General features: G+C 58.4%; 19 protein-coding genes and 1 pseudogene. 9 read left to right on the forward strand and 11 right to left on the reverse strand.

What is annotated here, in order from left to right; all coding sequences use genetic code 11:
* Positions 1-24: 24 nt before the first annotated feature.
* Together istA and istB are read left to right on the forward strand one after the other, a co-directional pair.
* Positions 25-1,558 (forward strand): annotated as a pseudogene (istA, locus tag HMPREF9697_RS03450) (IS21 family transposase).
* Entirely contained in the window at positions 1,524-2,387 is an 864-nt protein-coding gene (gene istB, locus HMPREF9697_RS03455) for an IS21-like element helper ATPase IstB (protein WP_002715762.1), read from the forward strand. Before istA ends, istB begins: the two are co-directional and overlap by 35 nt.
* Positions 2,388-2,487: 100 nt before the next feature.
* On the opposite strand, the gene HMPREF9697_RS03460 is transcribed toward istB, so the two are convergent.
* Positions 2,488-3,726, reverse strand: a complete 1,239-nt coding sequence (locus HMPREF9697_RS03460) for a tyrosine-type recombinase/integrase (RefSeq protein WP_002715763.1) — start codon at positions 3,724-3,726, stop codon at positions 2,488-2,490.
* Positions 3,727-4,047: 321 nt separating this feature from the next.
* Between HMPREF9697_RS03460 and HMPREF9697_RS03465 the strand changes: the two genes are divergently transcribed.
* On the forward strand, positions 4,048-4,290 hold the full coding sequence (locus HMPREF9697_RS03465) for a hypothetical protein (RefSeq protein ID WP_040307789.1): 243 nt from the start codon (positions 4,048-4,050) through the stop codon (positions 4,288-4,290).
* Between the two features lie 83 nt (positions 4,291-4,373).
* On the opposite strand, the gene HMPREF9697_RS03470 is transcribed toward HMPREF9697_RS03465, so the two are convergent.
* Together HMPREF9697_RS03470 and HMPREF9697_RS03475 are read right to left on the reverse strand one after the other, a co-directional pair.
* Positions 4,374-5,687, reverse strand: coding sequence for an MFS transporter (locus HMPREF9697_RS03470; protein WP_002715764.1), 1,314 nt, complete (start codon positions 5,685-5,687; stop codon positions 4,374-4,376).
* Positions 5,688-6,602: 915 nt separating this feature from the next.
* Positions 6,603-6,896 carry a PepSY domain-containing protein gene (locus tag HMPREF9697_RS03475; RefSeq protein WP_002715765.1) on the reverse strand — a complete coding sequence of 98 codons (294 nt, stop codon included), beginning with the start codon at positions 6,894-6,896 and terminating at the stop codon, positions 6,603-6,605.
* A 286-nt stretch (positions 6,897-7,182) separates the two neighbouring features.
* On the opposite strand from HMPREF9697_RS03475, the gene HMPREF9697_RS03480 reads away from it, so the two are divergent.
* Genes HMPREF9697_RS03480 through HMPREF9697_RS03495 form a run of 4 tightly spaced genes read left to right on the forward strand, consistent with a single transcriptional unit; the run spans position 7,183 to position 13,031 of the window.
* Complete coding sequence (locus HMPREF9697_RS03480) at positions 7,183-7,542, forward strand: hypothetical protein (RefSeq protein WP_040307790.1); 360 nt, start codon at positions 7,183-7,185, stop codon at positions 7,540-7,542.
* 56 nt (positions 7,543-7,598) lie between these two features.
* Positions 7,599-8,870 (forward strand): divalent metal ion exporter subunit IhpA, encoded by a 1,272-nt coding sequence (ihpA, locus tag HMPREF9697_RS03485; RefSeq protein ID WP_002715767.1) that lies wholly within the window; start codon positions 7,599-7,601, stop codon positions 8,868-8,870.
* On the forward strand, positions 8,867-9,844 hold the full coding sequence (ihpB, locus tag HMPREF9697_RS03490; protein ID WP_002715768.1) for a divalent metal ion exporter adaptor subunit IhpB: 978 nt from the start codon (positions 8,867-8,869) through the stop codon (positions 9,842-9,844). Before ihpA ends, ihpB begins: the two co-directional genes overlap by 4 nt.
* Complete coding sequence (locus HMPREF9697_RS03495; RefSeq protein WP_002715769.1) at positions 9,837-13,031, forward strand: efflux RND transporter permease subunit; 3,195 nt, start codon at positions 9,837-9,839, stop codon at positions 13,029-13,031. Before ihpB ends, HMPREF9697_RS03495 begins: the two co-directional genes overlap by 8 nt.
* A 110-nt stretch (positions 13,032-13,141) precedes the next feature.
* Here HMPREF9697_RS03495 and HMPREF9697_RS03500 read toward each other — a convergent pair whose 3' ends face one another.
* Both HMPREF9697_RS03500 and HMPREF9697_RS03510 read right to left on the reverse strand, forming a co-directional pair.
* Positions 13,142-14,353 (reverse strand): glycosyltransferase family protein, encoded by a 1,212-nt coding sequence (locus tag HMPREF9697_RS03500; protein WP_002715770.1) that lies wholly within the window; start codon positions 14,351-14,353, stop codon positions 13,142-13,144.
* Positions 14,354-14,587: 234 nt separating this feature from the next.
* Complete coding sequence (locus tag HMPREF9697_RS03510; RefSeq protein WP_002715771.1) at positions 14,588-15,568, reverse strand: CHAD domain-containing protein; 981 nt, start codon at positions 15,566-15,568, stop codon at positions 14,588-14,590.
* Positions 15,569-15,723: 155 nt separating this feature from the next.
* Between HMPREF9697_RS03510 and HMPREF9697_RS03515 the strand changes: the two genes are divergently transcribed.
* Entirely contained in the window at positions 15,724-16,545 is an 822-nt protein-coding gene (locus HMPREF9697_RS03515) for a universal stress protein (protein WP_002715772.1), read from the forward strand.
* 53 nt (positions 16,546-16,598) lie between these two features.
* Here HMPREF9697_RS03515 and HMPREF9697_RS03520 read toward each other — a convergent pair whose 3' ends face one another.
* The 4 genes from HMPREF9697_RS03520 to HMPREF9697_RS03535 all read right to left on the reverse strand — a co-directional run bounded on the left by HMPREF9697_RS03520 (position 16,599) and on the right by HMPREF9697_RS03535 (position 22,094).
* Positions 16,599-16,844, reverse strand: a complete 246-nt coding sequence (locus HMPREF9697_RS03520) for a hypothetical protein (RefSeq protein WP_244597862.1) — start codon at positions 16,842-16,844, stop codon at positions 16,599-16,601.
* 218 nt (positions 16,845-17,062) lie between these two features.
* A complete protein-coding gene (gene oxlT / locus HMPREF9697_RS03525) occupies positions 17,063-18,397 on the reverse strand; it encodes an oxalate/formate MFS antiporter (RefSeq protein ID WP_002715774.1) in 1,335 nt (444 codons plus the stop codon).
* A 296-nt stretch (positions 18,398-18,693) separates the two neighbouring features.
* Positions 18,694-21,348 (reverse strand): glycosyltransferase, encoded by a 2,655-nt coding sequence (locus tag HMPREF9697_RS03530; protein ID WP_002715775.1) that lies wholly within the window; start codon positions 21,346-21,348, stop codon positions 18,694-18,696.
* Between the two features lie 182 nt (positions 21,349-21,530).
* Positions 21,531-22,094, reverse strand: a complete 564-nt coding sequence (locus tag HMPREF9697_RS03535; protein WP_002715776.1) for a hypothetical protein — start codon at positions 22,092-22,094, stop codon at positions 21,531-21,533.
* Between the two features lie 278 nt (positions 22,095-22,372).
* On the opposite strand from HMPREF9697_RS03535, the gene HMPREF9697_RS03540 reads away from it, so the two are divergent.
* Complete coding sequence (locus tag HMPREF9697_RS03540) at positions 22,373-24,004, forward strand: glycoside hydrolase family 17 protein (protein WP_040307793.1); 1,632 nt, start codon at positions 22,373-22,375, stop codon at positions 24,002-24,004.
* Here HMPREF9697_RS03540 and HMPREF9697_RS03545 read toward each other — a convergent pair.
* Both HMPREF9697_RS03545 and HMPREF9697_RS03550 read right to left on the reverse strand, forming a co-directional pair.
* The gene (locus tag HMPREF9697_RS03545; protein WP_002715778.1) at positions 23,952-24,380 is read right to left on the reverse strand and encodes a hypothetical protein; all 429 of its coding nucleotides are present in this window, start codon (positions 24,378-24,380) and stop codon (positions 23,952-23,954) included. The genes HMPREF9697_RS03540 and HMPREF9697_RS03545 overlap by 53 nt on opposite strands.
* A gap of 54 nt (positions 24,381-24,434) precedes the next feature.
* A complete protein-coding gene (locus HMPREF9697_RS03550) occupies positions 24,435-25,583 on the reverse strand; it encodes a hypothetical protein (RefSeq protein ID WP_002715779.1) in 1,149 nt (382 codons plus the stop codon).
* Positions 25,584-25,629: the final 46 nt, after the last annotated feature.

The raw sequence follows: 25,629 nt of genomic DNA on the forward strand, positions 1-25,629 counted from the left end.
TCGTAACAAAGCAGGTGGTCGGAGATGCTGATCGTGGAGACGATTGCGCGGATACGGCGTGAGCACTTCATCAAGGGCAAGACGATCAAGGAGATTGCCCGGGACCTGAAGGTGTCACGGAACACGGTGCGGAAGGTGCTGAGGTCGGGAGAGACCTCATTTGAGTACGAGCGTGTTGTCCAGCCGAGGCCCAAGCTCGGAAGATGGGCAACGGAGCTCGACGTGTTGCTGGCGGCAAATGCGACCAAGGCCGCTCGCGAGCGACTGACGCTGATCCGGATCTTCGAAGAGCTGCGCGGGCGTGGATACGACGGTGGCTACGATGCCGTGCGGCGTTACGCCAGACGATGGAGTACGGACCGTGGACAATCGACGGCTGCGGCCTATGTCCCGCTGAGCTTTGCGCCTGGGGAAGCTTATCAGTTCGACTGGAGCCACGAGGTAGTTCTGCTTAATGGCGTGACGGTGATGGTGAAGGCCGCCCACGTCCGGCTGTGCCATAGCCGTATGTTGTTTGTGCGGTGCTATCCGCGTGAGACGCAGGAGATGGTGTTCGACGCTCACGATCGGGCGTTCGCGCTGTTCAAAGGCACCTGCGGGCGCGGCATCTACGATAACATGAAGACCGCGGTCGAGACGATCTTCGTCGGCAAAGGTCGTCTCTACAACCGCCGCTTCATGCAGATGTGCAGCCATTACCTCGTCGACCCGGTGGCCTGCACGCCGGCATCAGGCTGGGAGAAGGGCCAGGTCGAGAACCAGGTCGGCCTTGTCCGCGAGCGCTTCTTCACACCGCGGCTTCGGTTCAAAACTCTCGACGAGTTGAACGCCTGGCTGCTGGACAAGTGCATCGCCTACACGAAGGCACACCGTCATCCGGAACTGACCGAGCAGACGATCTGGGAGGTGTTCGAAGCCGAACGCCCAAAGCTGGTTCCCTATGCGGGCCGGTTCGACGGATTCCATGCGGTTCCGGCATCGGTCTCGAAGACCTGCCTGGTCCGCTTCGACAACAACAAGTACTCGGTCGCGGCCAGCGCCGTCGGGCGGCCGGTCGAGGTTCATGCTTACGCTGACCGCATCGTTATCCGCCAGGACGGACGTATCGTTGCCGAGCATCCGCGCGCCTTCAGTCGTGGCGAGACGACCTATGATCCTTGGCATTACGTGCCGGTGCTGGCTCGCAAACCCGGCGCCTTGCGCAACGGCGCTCCCTTCAAGGACTGGGTGCTGCCGGCTGCGATCGAGCGCATACGGCGCAAGCTTGCCGGTGCCGATGATGGCAACCGGCAGATGGTCGACATCCTCAACGCAGTTCTGACCGACGGTCTGCCCGCTGTCGAGGTGGCCTGTGCCGAGGCGATCGTCCAAGGCGTCCATTCCGCCGATGTCGTGCTCAATATCCTGGCTCGGCAACGAGAGCCCACTCCACCCGCCAACATCATGACGCCGGCTGCGCTGACGTTGTGCCATGCCCCGATCGCCGACTGTGCCCGCTACGACAATCTGAGGAGAACCATCTGATGGAACGTACTCAACTCTTCGACCTCATGGGTGAGCTCAAGCTCTATGGCATGAAGGCCGCCTTCGACGAGATCATGACGACTGCGATCAAGCGTCAGCATGAACCCCAGCGCATTGTCGGCGACCTGCTCAATGCCGAGATCAACGAGAAGCAGGCCCGCTCGATCAAGTACCAACTCACCATCGCCAAACTTCCCCTTGCGAAGGACCTTGAGGACTTCCAGTTCACGGGCACTCCCATCAACCAGACGCTGGTCAATGACCTTGCCAGCGGCGGCTTCATCGCCCAGCAGCGCAATGCCGTCCTGATCGGCGGCACCGGCACCGGCAAAACTCATCTGGCCATCGCCATCGCCAGAAGCTGCATCCGATCCGGTGCCCGCGGGCGCTTCTATAATGTGGTCGACCTCGTGAACCGCCTGGAGATCGAGACCCGAAGCGGACGGCAGGGTCGGGTCGCCGAGCATTTGACCCGGATGGACTTCATCGTCCTCGACGAACTGGGCTACCTGCCGTTCGCACAATCCGGTGGCCAATTGCTGTTCCACCTCATCAGCCGGCTCTACGAGCGCACTTCCGTCGTCGTCACCACCAATCTGGCATTTGGCGAATGGCCCAGCGTGTTCGGCGACGCGAAGATGACGACCGCGTTGCTCGACCGTCTGACTCACCATTGCGACATCGTCGAGACCGGTAACGACAGCTGGCGCTTCAAAAGCCGCGACGACGATCAAGCCACTCGCGCTCGTCTCGTCTCCGCAACCCCGGCCGGCTCCGACGACACGAGCGCTACCGCCAAACCAGCCCGATCAAAGGGGTCAAAATTGGACGCCGATCCGGGGTCAAATTTGAACGCCGATTGACATTAAGATCTGTTTTCTACCCCGCACACCGACGTCGGTCTGGCGCTCCAACACTAATTCAACGCGGATGACGCAAGTCATAGAGTTACTTGCGTTTGCGCTACCGGGCAGATCCAAGGGAAATAACTTCGGCCGACGCGCCGCTTCCATCAACGATCAATCCGACACGCTCCGTAGCAGTTCGCAGCGGATCATCGAACAAGTGGGCATAGCGAGCCGTGGTGGCCGGCTGAGTGTGCCCGAGCAACTGTCCGATGATTGGAAGCGACATGCCTGAGCTTGCCAGAATGCTCGCGTAGCTATGGCGTAGATCATGTACGCGGACTGCCTTTGGACCGATTAGCTTTGCTGCCTTACAGATTTCATCCCAAGGGCCTTTGATGCCTTCGCGTGGTCCACCGTTCACGCGACCGACAAAAACCCATTTCGGTAGTTCAGTGCCAGCTTTCTTTGCCGCAGCCTTCGCCTCCGTATGCAGGGTCGAGAGTAACTGCCGGGCAGGCGCCGAAAGCGGCACACGATGCTCGGTCTTTTGCTTGGTGGTGTGGCCCGGCTTAGTCCAGACGCCTTCCTTGAGATCGAACTGATCCCAAGTCGCGTTCAAAACCTCGCCACGACGCGCTCCGGTGAGCAGCAGTAAGCGAATTATGTTCGCGGCCTGCTTGTCCTCATGCGCATTCACGGCTGCCAGTAGGGCTTTAATCTCGTCTGGCGATAGGTAGCGGTGCCGCTTAACCTCCTGGTTACGCTCGACGCCCTTGGCTGGATTATCGGTGCGCCATTGCCAACGGATTGCAAGGTTGAACATTTTGGACAGTACGGCGAGCGCGCGATTGGCAGCGTAGGGGCCTCCATCGCGGGTGATGCTGTGGTGCAGATCGTCGATGTCGCTGAACGTGACCTCGGAAACCTTGCGGTGTTTGAATTTGGGCAGAATCCATTTGTCGATCATACCCTCGTAAAGGGCAGTGGTGCTCTCACGGTTCTTGCGCTCGGAATGCTCCTCGAGAAACTTTTTGGTCATGTCAGCGACCGTCTTAGCGTCACGGTCAGCCTCTTTTTCGGCCATGGGGTCTTCGCCCCGGTCGATCCTGCGGCGCAGTTCTTCAGCCTCCTGACGGGCTGCCGTGGTCTTCCACGTCGGATACTGGCCAATGGTGAATCGCCGCTCGCGTCCGGTACGGGTGCGGTAGTTCAAAATGAAGGATCGGGCGCCAGCCGCAGTCACGCGAACGCCGAAACCTCGCACCGCTTTTTCCCCGCCGTCATAAGTGACGCGGTTGCCTTTATCCGGGGAAGGGAGGTCTTTCACGATGCTATCTGTCAGTTTCTTCGACATCTCGTGTCCGCCTTGTGTCCGCACAAAGAAAGGCATTCGGTGTCACTGACTGTCTAACCGATGTTATGATTTGTCAAACACGGTCCTTTTAGGATCAACGTGTTATGCGCGGACACAGCGCTTTTCCAATAATTTCATATGGATGGCTGAAACGCCAAAAACCGACTTTTAATCATGGGGTCGAGGGTTCGAGTCCCTCCGCGCTCACCATTGATTTGGTTTAACAAATTCCATTTTTAAGAGCTTAGATGTAGCTCAAAGTTTGCCGTGGGGTAACGTCCCGGGTAACAGAATCGCTTGTCGCGCTCGTGAAGTTCCGCGATGGCCTATAAATCTGCGAAAGAGTTGGCCGACAGCTTGGCCCGGTGCCGCAAGCGCGCCGCGGTGGACGATGGCTATGTCCGGGAGACCGTCACGCTGCCGCGCGAGGAGGCGAGGGCGAGAGCCCGCCTGTGGCTCGATCGCTGGCCGGCTGCGGCCTACATGTCCGAGGTCGAGTGGTGGCAAGAATTGCCCGGCGATCGGATCCAATTTCGGATGTGGAGATCGCATTCTGCCGATTGAGTACGCTGAGGAATACATCCTCGGATTCGACATCTCACATGAGAACGAAAATTATCTTCGCCATTGCGGCCATACCGCTTCTTTCATTCGTGCCGATGCATGAACGAGGCGTGCTTGGTGTCGCGCATGGTTGAATAGATCAGTAGCGAAAGGAAAATGACGCCGGAAAGATAGAAGTAAAACCAGCTCTCATGTCCAATGCTTTTGCACCAAAGGGCTATGGCCGGGGCGGTGCCGCCAAAAAGGGATACAGTAATCGCATAAGGAATGCCTACTCCGAGAGCGCGGACGTTCGTAGGAAATAGCTCGGCTTTGACGACCGCATTGATCGACGTATAGCCAGCAACGAATACCCATGCCGCGCAAATGAGAGCAAAGGCGGCGAACGGTGATTTTGTAGTTTGCAGCGTGAACAGCAGCGGGACAGTGAACAGTGTCCCGGCTATGCCGAAAAACATAAGCATCGGCTTCCTGCCTATGCGGTCGGAAATGGCCCCATAGATGGGCTGTAAGACTGAGGCGAACACGAGTGAACCAAAAATGACGATGGTGGTTTGTGTCGCATCGAGACCGACAGTCAACCGGACGAACGTTTGCATATAGGTCGTAAACGTATAGAACGCGGCCGTGCCTCCGGCGGTGAGTCCGGCGACCAAAAGCAGCTCGCGAGGAAATTTTAAGAGATCTCCAATCGTCCCGCGGCGAACGCCGGCCCTCTGAGCGGCAGCAAACGCGTCAGTTTCATGCATTTCACGGCGCATCACGGCAGTAAAAATCGCAAGCATGGCGCCGATGACAAACGGAATGCGCCAGCCCCAAGCCTTCAGTTCAGCTTCCGTCAGAAACACGTACTGAAGAAGCATCAGAACGATGATGGCGGTCAACTGCCCACCTATCAATGTTACGTATTGAAAGCTCGAGTAAAATCCGCGATGCTTTTCATCGGCTACTTCACTCAAATACGTTGCGCTCGTTCCGTATTCGCCACCGAGGCTCAACCCTTCGATAATGCGCGCGACCGCGAGCAGGGCCGGTGCCGCAAGTCCTATCGTTGCATAAGTCGGCGTTGCAGCGATGATCAGCGAACCGAAACACATACAAACAACTGAAAGTGTAAGGGAGAGCTTTCGGCCATATCGGTCAGCTAGATAGCCGAACAGCCAGCCACCTAACGGGCGCATCAGGAATGTTGCAGCAAACAACACTGCGGCGTTGAGTTGCTGAACAACGGGGTCGCTTTGGGGGAAGAAAGCTGGCGCAAAGTATAGCGCGAATGCTGTGTAGGCATAAAAGTCGTACCATTCGACGAGATTGCCGGCTGAGCCGATAAAGATCGCCTTGACCCTCTTTCGCACGTCAGTGAAATGCAGGTGATCGTCGCTGGTCGTTGAGGTCATAAGCTACATTCCAAAAAAATGCTGCGGGTGGTGGGTCAGAACTGTCGTGTGGCATAAAATCAAGCAGTAGAAGTAACGGCGCGTGTCGTTCGCTGTGTCGTAACAGCAGAAATAACAGGGACACGAAATCTGCACGTCTTACAGAACTATGAATTACGCTCGATGGCATGCAAGGTTCCACGCTGCGCTGCAAATTCGTGCACGAACGACATTCCGTCATGCTGGTTGCGCTCGCCTGTGCCATCGGACGAAGCGAATTACGGTCGGCAGATTGAGTATGCCGTAAGGCATCCGCAGATTCGAAAGACCATGAACATCAGATCATCCATCATCGCCGGGAGCATTCCTGCTCTTTGTTGCCCCAGCGTCCTGCCCAACCAATCGTCGGCCAAGCCTCTATCATCGATGGCGACACTATCGAGATCCATGGACATCGCATTCGACTGTGGAGAAACGACGTGCCGGAATCCTCCCGGCTTTGTCGAAACGCCAATAGCGATCTGTACCGATGCGGAGCCGATGCTGCCAACAAGCTGGCGAGCTTCACCTCAATTAAGACTGTTAGCTGCACGTCGGTTGATCGGGATCGCTATGTGCATCGTGGCGCAGTGCTCGGTCGGTGCGGTGGATATGGCGGGAGTGGCTGGTCCGGTCTAGCCTAGCGCTGGATTGGCTCCGGTAGTCACGTGGCTGTTACGGAGAGGCGCAGTAGAGCGCCAGCCGGGCCGGGAAGGGTATCTGGTCCGGAACGTGGGCGGTGCCATGGGAGTACCGGGCCTGCGTCAGCGGCGGTGGTCGCCCGGAAGTCTGCTCGGACGGGGAGAGGTAGGGCGGCGTACAGCAGTGTACGGCAGCTGAGGAGTGCGGATGGATATATCCGGTTCACGGTGCGGCCTTGAGAGCCTGCGACCGACGTCACCTATCGACGTCTACGATCGCACCGGTGCGCGCATCGACATCGACTTCCATATAGCTTCCGGCAACGTCATAGCCCTCGATCTGCCACTCGTTCCCCCATTTGTTCGTGTTGGACACGGAAACCAGCCCAATCCCGTTGGCGATATCGACAGCCGTTTGAAGCGGCAGCGGTCCAGCCTGGGTGTAAATCTCGGTCACTGGTTCCTGAACGTAACCGAGGTCGGCGGCCGACGCGGGAACGGTCAATCCGATCATGACCAAAGCGACGGCTGGAATCAGATTATTTCGCATGATCGTTCTCCAAAACGCGTTCAGACATTGTTGACACGCCTCAGCAAAACGCATGGTGGCGGAAGGCTGTTCCGCGTCGCCTCGTGACCATTTCCAGGCCATCAGATGGCGGGAAACTGTCACTTCTGTCAGCCTCGCAATTTTCGTTGCGGTATATCTGCAAGTTCAAAATACGTTTCTCACCTTAAACGGATGAGTGCCATGGCACACTGTAACAATGTTGCGCGTCGACATTGAGCCGGTCACGTGTTAGCGACACCCTCAGGTCGATCCGAAAGACGTCGCAGTGACTTCATCCTTTCATCTTCAACGCCTGCCGCTGCTGCGCCTTTCGCGCAGGTTCTTCTCGGCATTTGTGTTGATGATGTACCTTCTGGCGGGGGCGCTGCACGGATTCTGTGATCTGGATGTCGCCAATAATTCCGGCCCATCGATCATCACCTCGATGAAGAATGATTTTAGCCACGACGGAAAGGGCGCTATCGCCGAGCATCATTGCCATGGCTGCTTTTCGGTGGCGCTCCCCGAATTGGCTGCCACCTCACTTTTGATCGAGCCGACGCAGAAGCTGTTTGCCGCGAATAGCGTTCTTAGCCAAGGACTGTCGCCCGGAATCGATCCTCCCCCGCCAAAATTGCTTGCCTGAACGTTGCCGCTGGAGCGCTTCGCGTTCCTACTATGTCGTTCGTCAGGTAATTCCACATGTTATTCAAAACCGCCGCGCGCCTTGCGTGCGCGACGGCACTGCTGGTCAGCCCAGGGCTGATGGCGGTGTCGCATTCGCAGACTCTCACTTTGAGAGCCGCACTCCAACGCGCACTCGCCGCCAGCCCGCGCCTTACGGCGGCCGAGCGGGACGTCGGAATCGCGACCGGCCAGCATCTCCAGGCAGGTGCCCTCCCTAATCCCGAACTGTCCTATGAGCAGGACAATTCGTTTGGTTCAGGTGTCTATCGCGGAACGCGATCTGCCGAGACAACGTTGCAAGTAAGCCAGCTGTTCGAACTCTTCGGAAAGCGGGAGGCGCGTATTTCGGCTGGTTTGGCTGGTGTCGATGTTGCGACGATTCAACGTAAAGCTACGCGGCTGGAGATTCTTTCGGAGACTGCGATCGCCTTCGTCAATGTTCTCGGTCTTCAACAGCGAATCCAGATCCTCAACGAACAAGTTGCAGCTATCGACAGGATTGCGCCCCTTCTGCAACGGCGTGTAGAGGCGGGCGCATCTTCTGTCGCAGAAACAGGCCGGGCCGATGTTGCATCATCGCTGGTCAAGGCCGACCGCGAGCGTGCCAAGGCAGTGCTTGCAAGCGCGCGTCGAGAACTCGCGGTCCTGATGGGAGATACCGCGCCGAAATTCTCCGCCGTATCGGGGCGGTTGGATGTCACGGGCCGACCGCCAACCTTTCAGTCGGTCGTTACTGCAATCGACGCTAACCCACAACTTGTGCGTTGGACGGCTGTTTATGCGCAGCGTAACGCCGAATTGCTGCTTGCGAGACTTAAACCTTATCCCGACGTGCGGCTGTCTGCGGGATGGCGTCATTTCAACGACACCAGGGACGATGCGGTGAGGCTCACTCTATCGGTGCCGATCCCGCTGTTCGATCAGAACCAGGGAAATATCCTCTCTGCGCAGGAGAACCTTGCCAAAGTTCGGGCTGAACGGGAAGCCAACCGCAATACGCTCATCGTCGTGGCGGGACGAGCATATGACTCACTCCAAGGGTCGCTACGCGAGCTCGCTGTGTTGCGAGAGACGGCTATTCCAAAGGCGCGGCAAGCCTCGGACGCCATATCCGACGGTTACGGGCAAGGGCGGTTCTCACTGCTTGAGGTGCTCGACGCGCAATCCAGCCTGACTCAAGCCCGCCTGCGCGAGCAGGAAGCGTTGCAAAACTTCCACGTCGCCGTGGCCACGATTGAAGGCCTTGTGGGTAATCCATTTGCTCTTGCGCGGGGGAGCGCTCGATGAAGACGTCTACAACCATTGTCATCGCCATTCTCGCCGCCGTTGCAGGTGCGGCAAGCTATCGAGCGTTAATGCCGAGCGCGCCAGAGCAACATAGCGAGCGAGACACGAAGCAAGAAAAATCAGGTAACGAGCATATCGCGCATGACGAGCATGGCGGTGATCGCATCCGCATTGGCGATGTAAAGCTCGCGGCAGCCGGTGCGACCTTCGCCGAGGCCGGTCCTGCAACCCTGAGCGAGACATTGAGTTTTAACGGAATATTGCGAGCCAACCAGGAAACGGTCGTTCAAGTTACCCCGAGGTTTCCTGGAATTGCGCGCGCCATTCGCAAGCGAATAGGTGATGCCGTTGCAAAGGACGACCTGCTGGCTTCGGTGGAGAGCAATCAAAGCTTAACTGTCTACGACTTGAAGGCTCCGATCGCTGGAACGGTCATCGACAGGCAAATTTCTCTTGGCGAATATGCATCCGAGCAAAAGCCATCTTTCGTTATCGCCGATCTGTCGACGATCTGGGTTGATCTGTCGATATATCGACAGGACCTTCGGCGCGTTCGGATCGGCGATGAAGTGTTGATCGATCCGGAAGATGGAGCCGGTGAGATAAAGGGCACGATATCTTACCTCGCGCCGGTCGGGGCGAGCGACACGCAAACAGCGCTCGCGCGCGTCGTGCTCCAGAATCCTGATGGTCGTCTCCGCCCAGGCCTTTTCGTGACGGCGCGCCTGGTTCTTGCGGAGCGGCGTGTGCCCGTAGCGGTGCATGCCGGTGCGATACAGACCTTGGAAAGCAAGACCGTCGTCTTCGTGCGCGAGGAGGAGGACAAGCTTGAAGCGCGTCCCGTCCAACTCGGAGAATCGGATGGAAAATTCATCGAGGTTCGTGCGGGCATCGCGGCTGGAGAAAAATATGTCGCTGTGAACTCCTTTGTCGTGAAAGCGGAAATGGGGAAGGGAGAAGCCGCACATGATTGAAGCCATTCTCCGTTTCTCAATACGTCAGCGATGGCTCGTCATGCTGTTCGCCTTGGGGCTGACGGCCTTCGGCGCCTGGAATTTTACTCGGCTTCCGATTGATGCCGTTCCCGATATCACCAACGTTCAAGTACAGATCAACGTAAAGGCACCCGGCTATTCGCCGCTTGAGACCGAGCAGCGCATCACTTTTCCGGTTGAGACTGCCATGGCTGGTCTACCAAAGCTTGATTACACACGGTCGCTGTCCCGCTACGGATTAAGCCAGGTAACCGTTGTTTTCCTTGACGGCACTGACATCTATTTCGCGCGGCAACTGATCAACGAGCGCATTCAGCAGGTCAAGGATCAGCTTCCTGCGGGCGTCGAAGTCGCAATGGGGCCGGTGGCAACCGGCCTTGGCGAAATATTCATGTACACAGTCGAAGCCAAAGATGGCGCAAAGGCCCCGAGCGGTAACGACTATACGCCAAGCGAACTTCGTACGATCCAGGACTGGATCATCAAGCCGCAGTTGCGGAATGTCCCCGGCGTTGTCGAAGTCAACACCATCGGCGGATTCGAGCGTCAGTTTCACGTCTTGCCAAATCCAGACAAGTTGATGGCGTATAAGATCAGCTTCCGCGATGTCATGACGGCGTTGGCGACTAACAATGCCAATGTTGGGGCAGGTTATATTGAGCGTAACGGCGAGCAGTATCTGGTTCGAACTCCCGGACAGGTCGCCAACATCGCCGAAATTCAGGATATCGTCATCGGCTCCCGAAATGGCGTACCAGTCCGAGTGAAGGATGTGGCGCAGGTTATCGAGGGCAAAGACCTTCGGACTGGCGCTGCGACGTTGAGCGGTCATGAAACCGTTCTTGGTACAGCTCTGCTGCTGATAGGGGAAAACAGTCGCGCAGTCGCGCAGCGCGTGGCGGCAAAGCTGAGTGAGATCGCCAAATCTCTTCCGGATGGTGTCGTTGCCCGCGCTGTTTACGACCGAACGCACCTCGTCGATGCCACGGTCAGGACAGTCCAAAAAAATCTGATCGAGGGCGCGGTTCTCGTCGTCGTGGTGCTGTTCTTGATTCTCGGCAATATCCGGGCTGCTCTTGTAACGGCCTGCGTGATCCCGCTCTCGATGACGATGACGATCACTGGCATGGTCGAAAATAAGGTGAGTGCCAATCTGATGAGCCTGGGAGCCATCGATTTTGGCATTATCGTCGATGGCGCGGTCATTATCGTGGAGAACTGCCTGCGTCTTCTTGCGGAAGCTCAGCACCAACGCGGCCGCTTACTGAATATTCGGGAGCGGATGGATACCATCCTTCGTGGCTCAGCCGAAGTTATCAAACCAAGCTTATTCGGGACGCTCATCATCGCCGTCGTGTATCTGCCGGTCCTTACGTTGACAGGTGTGGAAGGCAAGATGTTCACGCCCATGGCGCTCACGGTGCTAATGGCCCTCGCAGCGGCTGCTCTTTTTTCGATTACGTTTGTCCCCGCGGCGGTTGCCATCTTTGTAACGGGCAAAGTGTCGGAGACAGAAAACGTCTTTATGCGCGTAGCCAAGCGGGTATACGAGCCGTTGCTCGATCGTGCCATCACGTTTCGTAGAGGCGTTATCGTTGTAGCGGTAGCGATCGTTGCGATCAGCGGATTCGCAGCAACGCGAATGGGAGGCGAGTTCATCCCAAGCCTTGATGAAGGTGATGTTGCTTTGGCAGCCATCCGGATTCCGGGGACGAGTCTGTCTCAATCGCTGGATTTGCAGAAGGCGATCGAGAAACGGATCGAGCAACTGCCGGAAGTAAAAGAGTTCTTCACGCGAACCGGCACCGCGGAAGTCGCAACCGATCCGATGGCGCCTTCTATGTCGGACGGTTACATCATGTTGAAGCCGCGAGACGAATGGCCAAATCCAGCCAAGCCGAAGACGCAACTGATCGACGAAATCGAAGAGGCCGCCAATGACATGCCGGGCAGCAATTACGAAGTCAGTCAGCCTATCCAATTGCGCGTTAACGAGCTGATCTCGGGTGTTCGAAGCGACGTCGGTATCAAGATTTTTGGCGACGATCTCGACATTCTTCAAGGAGAGGCGGCGCAAGTGGAGGCTGTCGTTAAAAGCATCCGCGGTGCGACGGACGTCAAGATCGAGCAGGTTGCCGGTCTTCCGATTCTGACAGTCAAGCTGGATCGGCAGGCGTTGTCGCGTTACGGCTTAAGCGTGAGTGAAGTTCAAGATGTCGTCGAAATTGCCGTAGGCGGCAAGAGCGTCGGAAAGCTTTTCGAGGGCGACCGGCGTTTTGATATTGTTGTTCGTCTGCCGGAGCGATTAAGAGAGAATATCGAAGCAATTCGAGCAATTCCGATACCATTGCCCGCGGGGGAATCGGGAGCGTCTTCGGTTCTGCGTACAGCTTTGTCGAGCGCGACGGCGGGGCAGCCTCGCTATGTACCGCTATCCTCAGTCGCGACTGTCGAAACTGCCCCGGGCCCGAACCAGATTAGCCGTGAGAACGGTAAGAGGCGGATTGTGGTGACTGCCAATGTCCGAGAGCGCGACTTGGGATCGTTCGTCGCAGATGCACAGGAAGCTGTCAGCCAGAAAGTGAAGCTTCCCGCCGGTTATTGGATCGGGTGGGGTGGGCAATTTGAGCAACTCGTGTCGGCCACAAAGCGGCTGACGATCGTTGTGCCGGTCGCCCTCGCGCTCGTTCTGTTGCTCTTGTTCATGAGCTTCGGCTCAGTATCGGACGCGCTATTGGTTTTCAGCGGGGTGCCGTTGGCGCTAACGGGCGGTATCGCGGCGCTACTGTTGCGGGGAATTCCGCTTTCAATCAGTGCCGGTGTCGGATTCATCGCTCTTTCAGGCGTCGCTGTGTTGAACGGCCTCGTTATTATTGCCTTCATTGAACGCCTTCGACGAGAAGGACAATCGGTGCTGGATGCAGTGCGTGAAGGTGCGATTACGAGGCTGCGCCCGGTCTTGATGACGGCGCTTGTAGCCTCGCTAGGTTTCGTGCCCATGGCGATCGCTACTGGAGCTGGTGCGGAGGTTCAGCGGCCGCTGGCGACGGTAGTCATCGGAGGCATCATATCTTCAACCATTCTGACGTTGCTTGTACTTCCTGCTCTGTATGTTCTTTTCCGAAAGGACACCGAAGAGACATTCGAGCCGGTTGAAAAGGTGTGATGAGCGGCTACCGGCGAGACCTCAAAGTTGAGGTCTAACGTGACGCAACGGAGGAATTGCGCCTCAAAGCGAGCGAATGAGAGCGGCCTGCACGAGTTGGCCGGAAATGGTTAAGCCGCCTTGGCAACGATATCGTTGTACATTTGGTGCAACTGCAGGCCGGCGTTTTCCAGGGTTAGATACTTGCGGGTCGCGCGATAAACCTCGTCAGGGCCATCCGAGGCGCTACGTTCGAGTTGCAATTCGAGCCACCGTCCGGCGGACGCCTGATGAATGAACTGGTAGGGCAGCAGGCGCGAAGGCAGAGCGAAGTTAAGAGCGACGCATTGCCAGAAATTATTAGCCGAGACCGCTGGCCCAATAACACCTTGATCCCAGAGGATGACGCGGCAGCCGCTTGCAAGCGCCTCCACAGCTGACCGACCCACCGCCAGCACGACCTCATATCGCGGCAGTATGTCTTCCGGACGTTCGACTTCCCCTTTCAGGCCTGCAAAATCGAGAGGTAGGCCGGCCGCTGCGAGGGAATCTCTTAATGTTGCGATCTGACGAGGCGTGGCCCGTCGGGAGAATAACAGCGCCCGGAGCTGGCGCTTCTCGCGGTGTTCGCCGAGATAGCGTCGCTCGTCAAAAAAATTCGGCAGTACCGGCACGGATTGCCACGGCGAATCCGTCATCAGACACACCATCGTTTTGATCGCCAGCGAGACGGCGCAATAGTTCTGAGCATCTGGTTGCGGCAACTCCAGGCGGGGCAAAAGGCCGTGGCACATGTTGACGACTTTTGTCGGCGAGGGTCTCAACGCGTCCACAAGCGGTTTAACGGCAGAAAAATGCTGAACGTGAAGAATATCTGGAGAAAAATCCTGAACGTCGGCGATGGACGATGTAACAGGCGCACCTGTCGTAGCAGTTATGCTCTTCGCGACATCTTGAAGCACGGGCGCATAAACGATGATCTCGGCACCATGCCGAACGAGAAAATCCGCGATATCCGCCGTCCACAACTCCGATCCGCCGCGATTTTGGAGTCCGTGGTTTGACAGCGCAATCCTGAGGGGGGGACTTGTTCTCGTTGGTGCTTGGCCGACGGTGGATCGAAGGCGTTGCCTTACAATGGCAACCTCATCGGCGTATTTGCCGACCATCTCATCGTGAAGAAACTGCGACTGGGGAGACAGGAGATAGGTCTTGGTGTCCCGATCGCAAATGCCGTCAGTGAACCATATCCGCGTTGATTCCTGTGCTTTCCATCTCAGTATAAAAGGGAATCCGCGATTGATCACCTTGCGGATGAATCGCTTGCCGGAAGCAAACGCCATAAGAAAAATTCCGTTTGTTGTTGTCTCCAAAAACGGGCGTGATCAATTTGATGATTGTCTGATTGACCATGACGAATCTATCGTCAATCATTCGACGGCGGCAAGAAAAAATCTTGCGATGCATATGACGTAAAATTGAGAGTAATGAGTCTTATCGATTTCTTCGGACGTGCTGAAACGGGTGATTGCTCGGACTAAGCCAAATTCATATTTCAGCGCGATAAGTCTTCGAAATCAGGCAAGCTTATAAAGGCGATGACCGGATTTTTTTGCTTTTCTCAAGAGTCTCCGAGAACGGCAAGTTCTGCGCCCGATAACGATGCCAAGCGCAAAAGCCTTCTCGTCGTCTTTCAATTTATGGGAAAGTTCCGACGCAAGTCTTGTCTGCATCTCGACGTCGTTCAATTGCCCGAGCTTGTCCTGAAGCGAACTCAGTTCGCTCACGAAATCCCGCTTTATTTCCTTTATTGTTTTCGTCGTGATGAGGTGTTCAAAAAAGCCGTACGTGTAACGCATTTTCTTTGTCGCGATGCGCAGCTTGTGGCGCCTCAATGGCGTTAGTTTATGGACCTGTCGCGCCGCCCTGGAAACTGAGCGTGCGCGTTTTCGCAATTCGTGCCTGGCAAATCGCTTCAATGGCATTTCCCGAATAGAGGTGGCGTGCCTGCCCTTGTCACGCAGCCAGGAGCCATCCAGGAGCCATAAGGCTATTTCGACGACGAACTCGCGAAAGCGATCGTTGCCGACGATTTGCTTCACCGTACTCAGGCAGAGATCGAGTTCAGCCCTGACGTCCGCTTTCAAGAACTCGAATTCGGAGCGGGAGGCGTGCGGTTGATCAAAAGTATCAGTCAAGAAAACCTGATAGTCCCGCGCGGGTGCGAGTTGATCCGCCAACCATTTGATTTTGTTTTTGATCGCTGTAGCATCACGCCTTCGCAGCATATGCTTGAATATCGACAGCGCCACGCGTAGCCGTCGCAGACCGATGCGCATCTGGTGAATGCCCTCGCTTTCTCCTTGCGTTACTGCGGCCTGATTGGACGCGATATGGCGGAGACATTCGAGCCCGATCGATATGAACGCCTGTGCCGTCGGCATATCCGGATCGAGCAGGAGAGTTCTCGATTCCGAGGGAATACCGCCGCTTCCTGCAATGGATATCCGGCTTTGTTCGGGCTTGGCCGATAGCTGCAGATCGGTCTCTCGTATCATGGCTGCTGCACCCGCATTTGGCCGATCGTGGCAAAACGCTACATTGCCTTCCGCTTCCGATTTGAAACATGAAATATATCGTCTCGTTTGATCTGGCTCATGTTGTTTCGGTTCCCGATGAGCATTGTAAACTTGTTGGGCACAGGAAGATCATCATGAATTACAAATCGATCGGTATACATATGGTGCTGGGTACCTCGAACAGAGCATGCCTGACGGTCGCCGCTGAGCTTGCCGAACGTTTTAATGCGCGCGTGATCGGATTGGCGTCGACGATATTGCGGCCGCCACTTTATTTTACCGACGGTCTATATGGTGCCGAAATGCTGGATCGGGAGGAGGCGGATCTCCAAGTGGGTCTGGACAATGCGGAGAAAGAGTTCCGTAACGTACTGGATGGCCGCATCAAGGATGTGGAATGGCGCACCAGTCTTAAGATCGCGAAGGATTTTGTTCCGGCGCAAGCCCGCAGCGTTGATCTTGTTGTGGTTGCGGCTCAGCGGGATACCGAGGGCGATCCCTATGCGAGCGCCAGCCCGTCGGATCTCGTGATGGAGACGGGTCGTCCAATTCTGGTCGTCCCGCCTTCGACGACTTGGCTGGATATGCGCCGAATTCTGGTCGCATGGAAAGATACGCGGGAGTCTCGGCGCGCAGTTGCGGACGCGCTGCCGCTTCTGCAGAAGGCGAAAGAAGTTACGATCGCGGAGGTTTGCAAGGCCGTTGACGAGCCACAAGCGCAGGAGCGCGTCAACGACGTCGCAGCCTGGCTGCTTCGATACGGCGTAGCGGCTTCGGCGATCACGGCGGAAGACACAGATACTCCTGAGAATCTGGATTTGATCGCATCGAACATGGGCGCTGGCCTGATCGTTGCCGGTGCTTACGGCCATTCCCGCCTGCGGCAATGGGTTCTCGGTGGTGTGACGCAGCGTTTTGTCACGCAGCCATCGCGTTGCGTGCTGCTGTCACGCTAAAGCGATGCAGGCCAAGGCTCGGCGGGTCGACCGACGGTTATCGGCCTTGCCAACTAGCTTTGATCGAGATCGTTGAAGAAGACGGTGTAGACGGCACCGATGCAGACCGCCACCGCACAGGCTTCGATCGCCAGCACCCAGATGAACAGCGCAGGGTGAGCGTGGTATGAGATCCAGCCGGTCGGTGTCAGGCGGCCGCCATATAGAACCTGCCTGCTGCGAAACGCGCTGACGAAATTGATCAGTGCGCTGATGCTGACGACCAATCCCAGAAACGCGACGGTCAGCCGGCTCTTCATCGAGCGTCTGGATATATCGTGATGATGCTTATCGATTGGCTGATGCATAAGGTTCTGCCCACCCAGCGTGAAAGTAACAGGCTACCATGGCTTTCAAAAGCTACAAGCGTCCATGAGCCTGTCCGTCACCGGAGGCAGGGGATTTTTCTGCGGCCGTCGAGCTCAAAAAAGAAGCCGGGTGCTTGCACCCGGCTTCAAGGTTAGTCCCTTGGGGGAAATTATGCGCCGGCGTTTTGGACCGAGAGCGGCGTTGAGGTGTTGACGCCGTTGGCGGCCATCTCATTGCTACGCTCGATATGGGCGCGACGCATCGGCTTGATCACGAACACCGCAAGCAGGGCCGCGATCGAGTTGAATGCAACCGACACCATGAACACCGACTGCCAGCCATAGTTTTTGGCGAGCAGGCTGCCGAACGGCACCAGCAATGCGGCGGTGCCCTTGGCGGTGTAGAGCATGCCGTTGTTGGTGGTGGCATACTTTGCACCGAAGGTGTCGCCGGCCGTCGCCGGGAACAGGCTGTAGATTTCGCCGAAGACGCCGAAATACACCGCGGTCGCGAGAACGAACACGATCGGCGAATGCCCGTAGAGCGACAGAGCCAGCAGCATCAACGCACCGGTTCCGAATGCGATGAACATCGTGTATTCGCGGCCGATGGTGTCCGACACGAAGCCGAAGATCGGGCGCCCGAAGCCGTCGAAAATGCGGTCCAGCGAGATTGCCATCGTGAGGGCCGCCATCTGGAAGCCGAACAGGCTGACCGGCTCGCCGGCGATCTTGTAGTCGTGTGCGATTGGTGCGATCTGCGCTGCCGCCATCAGGCCTCCTGAAGCGACCAGCACGAAGGTCACATAGAGCACCCAGAAAATGGGGCTGCGCAGCGTCTCCATCGGCCGGAAGCCATAAGTGGTCTGCGGCAGGTTGAGCTTCTTTTTCACGATCGGAATGTCGAAGGTCGGCTTACGGATGAAAAAGCCGAGGATCAGCACAACCAGGCCCTGGCCCAGACCGAAATCGAAGAAAGCTGTCTGGTAGCCGCTGTCGGCGATCATGTGGGCGATCGGCACCACGGTGAGGGCTGCGCCTGCTCCGAAACCGGCCGCGGTTGCACCGGCGGCGACGCCGCGATGGTCGGGGAACCACTTCAGCGCATTACCGACGCAGGTGCCGTAGACGGAGCCTGCGCCGATGCCGCCTAGGATGGCAGCTGCGTACAGCATCTCGACCGAACTGGCATAGGAGTTAACGACCCACGCCAGGGCAGCCATGCAGCCACCGAACATGATGACGATCCGCGGGCCGAAGCGATCGACGAACCAGGCCTCCACCGGAACGAGCCAGGTTTCGGTCACAACGAAGAAGGTGAAGGCGAGCTGGATAGCTGCGCGGCCCCAATGATACTTGTGATCGATGGGGTCGACGAAAAGCGTCCATCCATATTGAAGATTGGCCACCATGGCCATGCAGCCGATGCCCATCGCAAGCTGCACCCAACGATAGATGCCTTGCGCTTCAGCCTCGGACTGAGCTTTCACCGAATTCGTTGTCATGTTTCCTCCTGCCGTGAACTGTTGTTGAGCCGAAAGCTCCGTTCGCAGAAGAAAACTCTGGTATATAATATTCCAATTCTCAATAGTGCGCCGCAACATTATGTCAACGGACGCGATTGAAATATGGAATTAAAATTCCTATTTATATCAATAATATAACTATTGTTTTTTTGACGACGTCGCATTTCCTGGAAATGTGACAAAAAAATAAAATTCAGGAAAATTCAAAAAGTCGCGACGACAGAGTGTCGCATGTTGCGTGTCGTATCGTCGCACTGAGTGTCGAGGCCTTCGAATCAGGCCTTCGGCGCAATGTCCGAGCGGACGGAGGAGGGCGCGCCAACCATCGGCATGGCCTCGCGGCGCAGCCCTATGAGTTCAGCGGCGCGGATAGCCGATTGCTTCCAGAAGCCGAACTGGTTGGCCCTCGAGTTCTCCAGGATGGCGATGCCGACTGCCGAGAGGAATGGCAGGCTCTGCAGCACCAGCACTCCCGCGAAGATGTAAATTTCGCGAACTTGCTTCACGTTGAAGACGACGAGCACCACCGCACCTACCAGCAGCAGGGCGCCGATCACCGCTTCCCAGAAGGCCTGGAATTCCACCGACATCCGCGACAGGCCGCCCTTCGACGTGCGTGCGAAAGGCAAGTGTTCGGTGATGAGGCCGTTGGCGACGGCGCGCGAGACGGTCCATTGCACCGACATCGCCGCGATCATGGCGCCGAGCAACTGGCCGAGTTTCACTTTGACACGCAGCCGGTAGAGCGAAACGAAGTGTGCCAGCGAGACCACGAAGCTGGCGATGATCGGCAACGTCAGGATCTTGTCGGGAATGGCGATATCGGCGAACGACACCACCGGCACCCAGATCAGGTTGAGGATCGCAACGACGACTCCGAGGCTTTCCGCACCGAGCCAGTTCAGCCAACCGAGCGTGAATTCGCGCCGCTGACCGGGCGTGAGGCGACTCGCGCCGGGCAGGAAACGTCGCCAGTGTTTCTTGACGATCTGGAATCCACCATAGGCCCAGCGGTGGCGTTGTTTGCGGAACGCCTCATAGGTGTCGGGCAGGAGGCCGAAACCGTAGCGCGTGTTGGTGTAGTGGGTGATCCAGCCATGCTCGATGATGGCAAGGCCGAGGTCTGTGTCCTCGCAGATGGTATCGCCGGCCCAGCCGCCTGCCATCTCCATCGCTGCGCGACGGATCAGACACATCGTGCCGTGCACGATAATGGCGTTGGATTCGTTACGCTGGACCATGCCGATGTCGAAGAAGCCGGCATATTCGCCGTTCATCGCGTAATGCATCAGCGACTGGTTGCCGTCGCGGTGATCCTGCGGCGCCTGCACGAGGCCCACGCGCGGGTCGGCGAAGGCGGGCACGAGATCTTTAAGCCAGTTCGGGGTCACAACGTAATCGGCGTCGATGATGCCGATAATCTCGGCGTCAGCGGCGGTGCGTTCCATGGCGATGCGCAGCGCGCCGGCCTTGAAGCCGATTACCTTTTCCGCGTTGATAAAGATGAAGCGCTCGCCAAGCGTGCGGCAATGGTCCTGGATCGGCTGCCAGAAGGCGGGGTCGGGCGTGTTGTTGATGATGACCACGCACTCAAAGTTCGGATAATCGAGCCGGGCGACGGCATCGAGCGTCTGCTTGAGCATTTCCGGCGGTTCGAAATAGGCTGGAATGTGGATCGACACTTTCGGGAATTTGCCGTCGGCGGGCTGCGGCACGGGCTTGTCGATCAGCCGCCGCGGACGACGGCCGAAGGCAACGGTGGCAATCTCTTCGATGCGGGCCATCGCGATCAGGATGAGCGGCACCAGCAGGATCATGCCGAGTGTCAGCGCGAAGGCCGAGCCGAACACGAAGTAATGCGAGTTCCAGTAGGAGAACACGGTAGCCACCCATGCTCCGACGCCGTTGGCGGCCACGGTCAAGACGAAGACCTGAGGAATGGTCGGCAGCACGAGGCGGAAGATCGGCAGCGACATCAGGATGCCGACCAGCACCGCGATCGTCGCGACCTTCCAGTAATCCGGATCGACGATCGGGCCGGTCCAGGCGAATTTCGGTTCACGCGATGCGTTCAGAATACCCCAGTAAGGGCCGACGCCGCCTTCGAAAAACTTCCACGGCTGGTCGATGGCTTCGACGATGTTGTAGTCGAGCCCGATCGACTCGGCGCGGGTGACGAAATTGCGCAGGATCGAGGCCTGTTCGAACGGGCCGGGATCGGCGCTCTGCAGATTATAGCCCTGGCTCGGCCAGCCGAATTCCGCGATTACCACCCGCTTGCCGGGGAAGCTGTCCCGCAGCAGTTTGGAAATCGTCATGGCGTAATCGACGGCCGCGTTGGCGGGAATATTGTTCCAGTAGGGCAGGACGTGCGCGGCAATGAAGTCCACGGACGACGACAGTTTCGGCTCGTCGCGCCACATGCTCCAGATTTCACCCGTGGTGACGGGAACACTGACCTGGCGCTTCACGCGCTGGATGTACTCGATCAGTTCGTCGACCTTCAAATCGGCGCGATAGAGCGTTTCGTTTCCGACCACGACGCCAATGACGTTGGGATTGTGCTTGGCGAGGTCGACGGCGGCTGCGATTTCACGCTCGTTGCGGTCGAGATTCTTGTCGAGCCAGGCGCCAACCGTGACCTTCAGCCCGAATTCGTTCGCGATCGGCGGCACCAGTTCGACGCCACCAGTGGATGAATAGAGGCGGATGGCCTTGGTGATCTTGGAGAGCTTGCGAAGGTCGTCGCGGATTTTCTCGACGCTCGGGATATTGTCGACGTCGGGATGGGCGCTGCCCTCGAACGGCGCGTAGGACAGGCTCGGCAGGATGCCGTTGAAGTCAGGTGCGGCTTCCTTCTTTTCGAACAGACCCCAGAGGGCGGCATGAGCCGCGGCCACACAAATCAGAACGGCGATTACCGCGCGCATCGCAAACCCTTGAACCGACATGACAAGACACCGGATCGGTCCCGAGGTCCGGCCGTGACGAAGACAGACGCCTAAACAGTCACGCTTTTACATGACGCACTTTAACATCTGGTATGGCGTCGTGGCGTTTTTATGGGCGCAGGCCGATATGAGATGATTCCCCGTCGCGATGCAGCAGCGGATTATTTGGCCGGTGCGGGGGGCTTCGCAGGAGCCGCCGCTGCAGGCGGAGCGGGCGGGGCAGGCTGAGCCGGCGGCGGGAAGTTGCTGTTCTGCGGTTGGGCCGACGGGTTGATCCAGCATGCCTGAATGCGGGTATTCAGCGTATCGGGAATCTTGTTGTCGATGGTTGCGCCGAAACGGACGAGGCAGCGGAACGTCGCCTGTACATGGCCGCCGGGGCAGCCGAAGCGGTCGTAAAGGTCGAGGTGGCGGAAAGCGGTATCGAGATCGTCGCGCCACATCAGGTTGACCACGCGGCGGCCGAGCCAGACGCACTCGGGATTGCCTGCGGGGCCGTTGATGGCCTTGGCCGCTTCAGCGAATTCATCGGTGCGCTTCTGTGCGTCGCGATTGTCCTGGGCCGTGGCTGCGGGGGGCGCTTTGTTCTGATCCTGAGGCTTCTCGTTGGTCTGGGCATTGGCGGCGCTGAGGTGTGCGACACCAAGGCTTGCAGCAAGCAGCAATGCCGACATGGTTGCGCCACGAAGCGGCATAATCTTCAGGAGAGCAAAGTGATGACCCATGATTTCCCCGATCAGAACCCGTTCGTGCGGGCCTTTGTGTTGAAGGGAGCCTTCGCGACGGAGGCAAGCTCCCTGTTGACCGGCAAATGAGCCCCCAATGCGGCGATCATTTCCAGCACCGGATTCCCATGAAACACAATCGCGATTTTGTCCAGCGCGTCGCGTGGGGGCCCCGGTAAGGCTGGAATACCATCAAAGTTGGTGGGCAAGGGGCGGCGGGTCTTGGCAGCGCAGGTCCGAGCGGCTAATCGACAGCTTCGGAGGGTGAACTCATTACGTTGCGAACGCCGTTAGCGCTCCTGGTCCTCTCGCTTTGCGTGATCGCCGGGACATGGATCTGGCTCGGAGAGCCGGTGCCGCAGGCGCGCGCGCCGCTGGACCCCTCGCAGAAGCTGGAATGCGTGTCCTATACACCGTTCCGCGGCGCACAAAGCCCGCTCGATCCTGAGCTTCATGTGCCGGTGCAGCAGATCGCGCAGGATCTCGCCCAGCTTGCCAAGGTCACCAACTGCATCCGCACTTATTCGGTCGACAGTGGCCTCGATCAGGTGCCGGGCGAGGCGGCGAAGGTCGGGTTGAAGGTCATTCAGGGCATCTGGCTCGGCAGCAACCGCTTCAAGAACAGCCTGCAGATCGATACCGCGGTGGCACTCGCGAAGCGCTATCCCGGTACGATCGAAGCGTTGGTGGTCGGCAACGAGGTGCTGCTGCGCGGCGAGATGACCGCGACCGATCTGGTCGCGACGATTCGCTACGTCAAATCCCGCGTCGAGACCACGCCGGTGACCTATGCGGATGTGTGGGAATTCTGGCTGCGCAACCGCGAGATTTATAACGCCGTCGATTTCGTCACCATCCACATCCTGCCGTATTGGGAGGACTTCCCGGTACGGGCGAAGTACGCTGCGGGCCATGTCGACCAGATCCGCAAGCGCGTCGCGGTAGCGTTTCCGAACAAGGAAATCCTGATCGGCGAGACCGGCTGGCCGAGCGCGGGCCGCATGCGTGACGGTGCGCTTCCTTCGCTTTCGAATCAGGCGATGGTGGTGTCGGAGATTCTCGCTCTGGCGAAGCTGGAGAAATTCCGTGTCAATCTGATCGAAGCCTATGACCAGCCCTGGAAGCGCCAGCTCGAGGGCACTGTCGGCGGCTATTGGGGCTTGTTCACCAATGAGACCCGGCAGCCGAAATATTTGCCGGGCCAGCCGATCACCAATCATCCGATGTGGAAGTACCAGATGGGCGGCGGGCTCGCCTTCTGCATCCTGATGTATGTGGTTGCGTTCGCCGCGCTGCGACGCAGGCCGTGGTCGCCGCGCCTGTCCTCGTGGCTGTTCGTGGCGATCAGTGCCACCGTCGGCGGCGTCCTTGCGGGTTGGGGCGTCGAAAAAATCCAGATCGAGAGCTTCGGACTTGGCGGCTGGGTGGCCAATAGCGCGTTGCTCGCCGCAGCTCTTACGACGGCCATTCTCTCCGCCATGGCGATGGTGACGGGCCGTTGCCTGCCGACCTTCATCGACCTGATCGGGCCGCGGGAGGACCGCACCGATTCCAAGACGCTGCGTGTGCTCGGCCTTGCGCTGGTGGTGGTGGTGGTGCTCGCGACGCAGACGGCGCTGGGCTTCGTATTCGATCCGCGTTATCGCGACTTCCCGTTCGTCGCGCTGACGATTGCGACAGTTCCGGCGCTGCTGCTGATGCTCCTGAACGGCCCGTCGCTCAGCAGCGGACGACGGCCGATCGCAGAGACGACTTTCGCCGTGCTGCTGGCGCTGAGCGTCGTCTACATCGGCTTCAACGAGGGATCGGCGAACTGGCAGTCGCTGTGGACCTGCGGCGCCTACGCGCTTCTGGCGTTTACGCTGTCGCTGGCGCGGGTCGCGCGAACCCCAAAATCATCAACGCGATAGCGACGCCTGATAAACCGATATTGTAAAGCACGATACCGAACCCCGCGGCGACGATGCCGACGGTCAGGGTGACGATCGAGGGCCTGATGAGATGCAGGACCGCGATGACGAGGGCTGCGATCCCGAACACGTCGTTCTTGAACAGAGAGGTAACCAGCGCGCGGGTCTTGCAGAGCATGGTCGGCAGGCCGCCGTCGCAGGCGAGCGCCACCTGTGAGAACTCGATGGCGAAATAGCGCAGGTACAGCGCATAGCCGACGCTGAGGAAGCCGACGACCAGCAGCCACTGGACCTGTACGGGGCTCGGGCGGAACGGGCGCTTCTTTTCGATCTCGCGAAGCTGGGTCGGATCGCCGGGCGGAAGAGGATCGGCCATGAAGTCTCTCAGGTTCGGGGCTGACGGACTCGCGGGCAGGGCCCACAAACCGGATCAGTGATTGAAGATCGCGGAGAAACCGCGGCTCTGTGCCGGCTCGGGGACCGGCTGAGGCTGCGCTTGCTGCTGCGGTGGCGGTTCTTCTACCCGTTTTTCGGCCTGGGGGCGAGCTTGGCTGCGGACAGGCCGGCGGGTTCTTTCCCGCGGAACCCGCGCGCCTAGCGGCGATTCCAGTGCAAGCCGCTGGCCATCGAACAAGGCGGTTTCGCAGCGGTGATGGCTGGCGATCAGGCCGGCGCAGAGTTTCGCGGCGGCGGCCGCGTCGTTCAAGGGACCCGCGACCAGATGAAGGCGCATGCCGAGCCCGTTCTGGCCTTCGCGGACGACGATCAGCGGCTGAAGTGAGCCGACAAGGTCGGGCACCTTTTTCAGGGCTCCCCGCCAGACCGCCCGCAATCCTTCGACAGAATTGGCCGATCCCAGGTCGATGCCGAATTCGACCGGGCGCACGATCTTTTCCGCGGTTGCGGTCTCCGTGGCTTCGGGCGTGGGCGGCGCGAGCGATGCGACCGCAAGTGGACCAAACTGGGCTTCTTCGTGTGGCTGCGGATGGGGAGACTCGGAGGTAGCTGCCTTTGCTTCCGGTTCGGGCGCTGGCTCGATCTTGGCCGCCGGGAGAGGCGGCAGTTGCGCGGCCGTCGTCATCGGCGGTTTTGGCACGGGCGGCGCAGACGTGGCGGTGGGGGACGGCGTGGCGCTCTCGACGATCGCGGGTGTGCCAACGATGGGAGCCGCACCCGATTTCGGCCACGAGGTGGATGAGGGTCTAGCCAGCGCGCCGGTAACGGAATCGAGGCTCTGTTCGACCACCGTCACGCGCGCGAACAGGCGGTCGCGGTCGCTGTTGAGGGTGTCGATAGCGGCTGCGAGACGCCGGTTTTCGGTTTTCGTCTCGTGCTCGATCGCCTGCAGTTGTTGGCTCTGGCGGGAGATTTCTGCCATGCGATCGCGTTCGCGGCTGCCAGCGTAATGCACCACCGTCGTCGCTGCAGCCACGGCGCAGACGGAGGCCACGCCCCATGATGCGAGACGCCACAATGCGCGGCGGTCGAACTCGTCCTCTTCGGCGAAAAGGCGAGACATCCAGCCGCCGGAATCGGCGTCGTCGACGATCTGATCGAGCTTGGCGCGATCATTCCGCATGGTCAGGTAATAGCCCCCGCGATTCCCCCACGAATCAGCCTTGCGA

The organism is Afipia felis ATCC 53690 (assembly GCF_000314735.2).
Taxonomy (GTDB): Bacteria; Pseudomonadota; Alphaproteobacteria; order Rhizobiales; family Xanthobacteraceae; genus Afipia; species Afipia felis.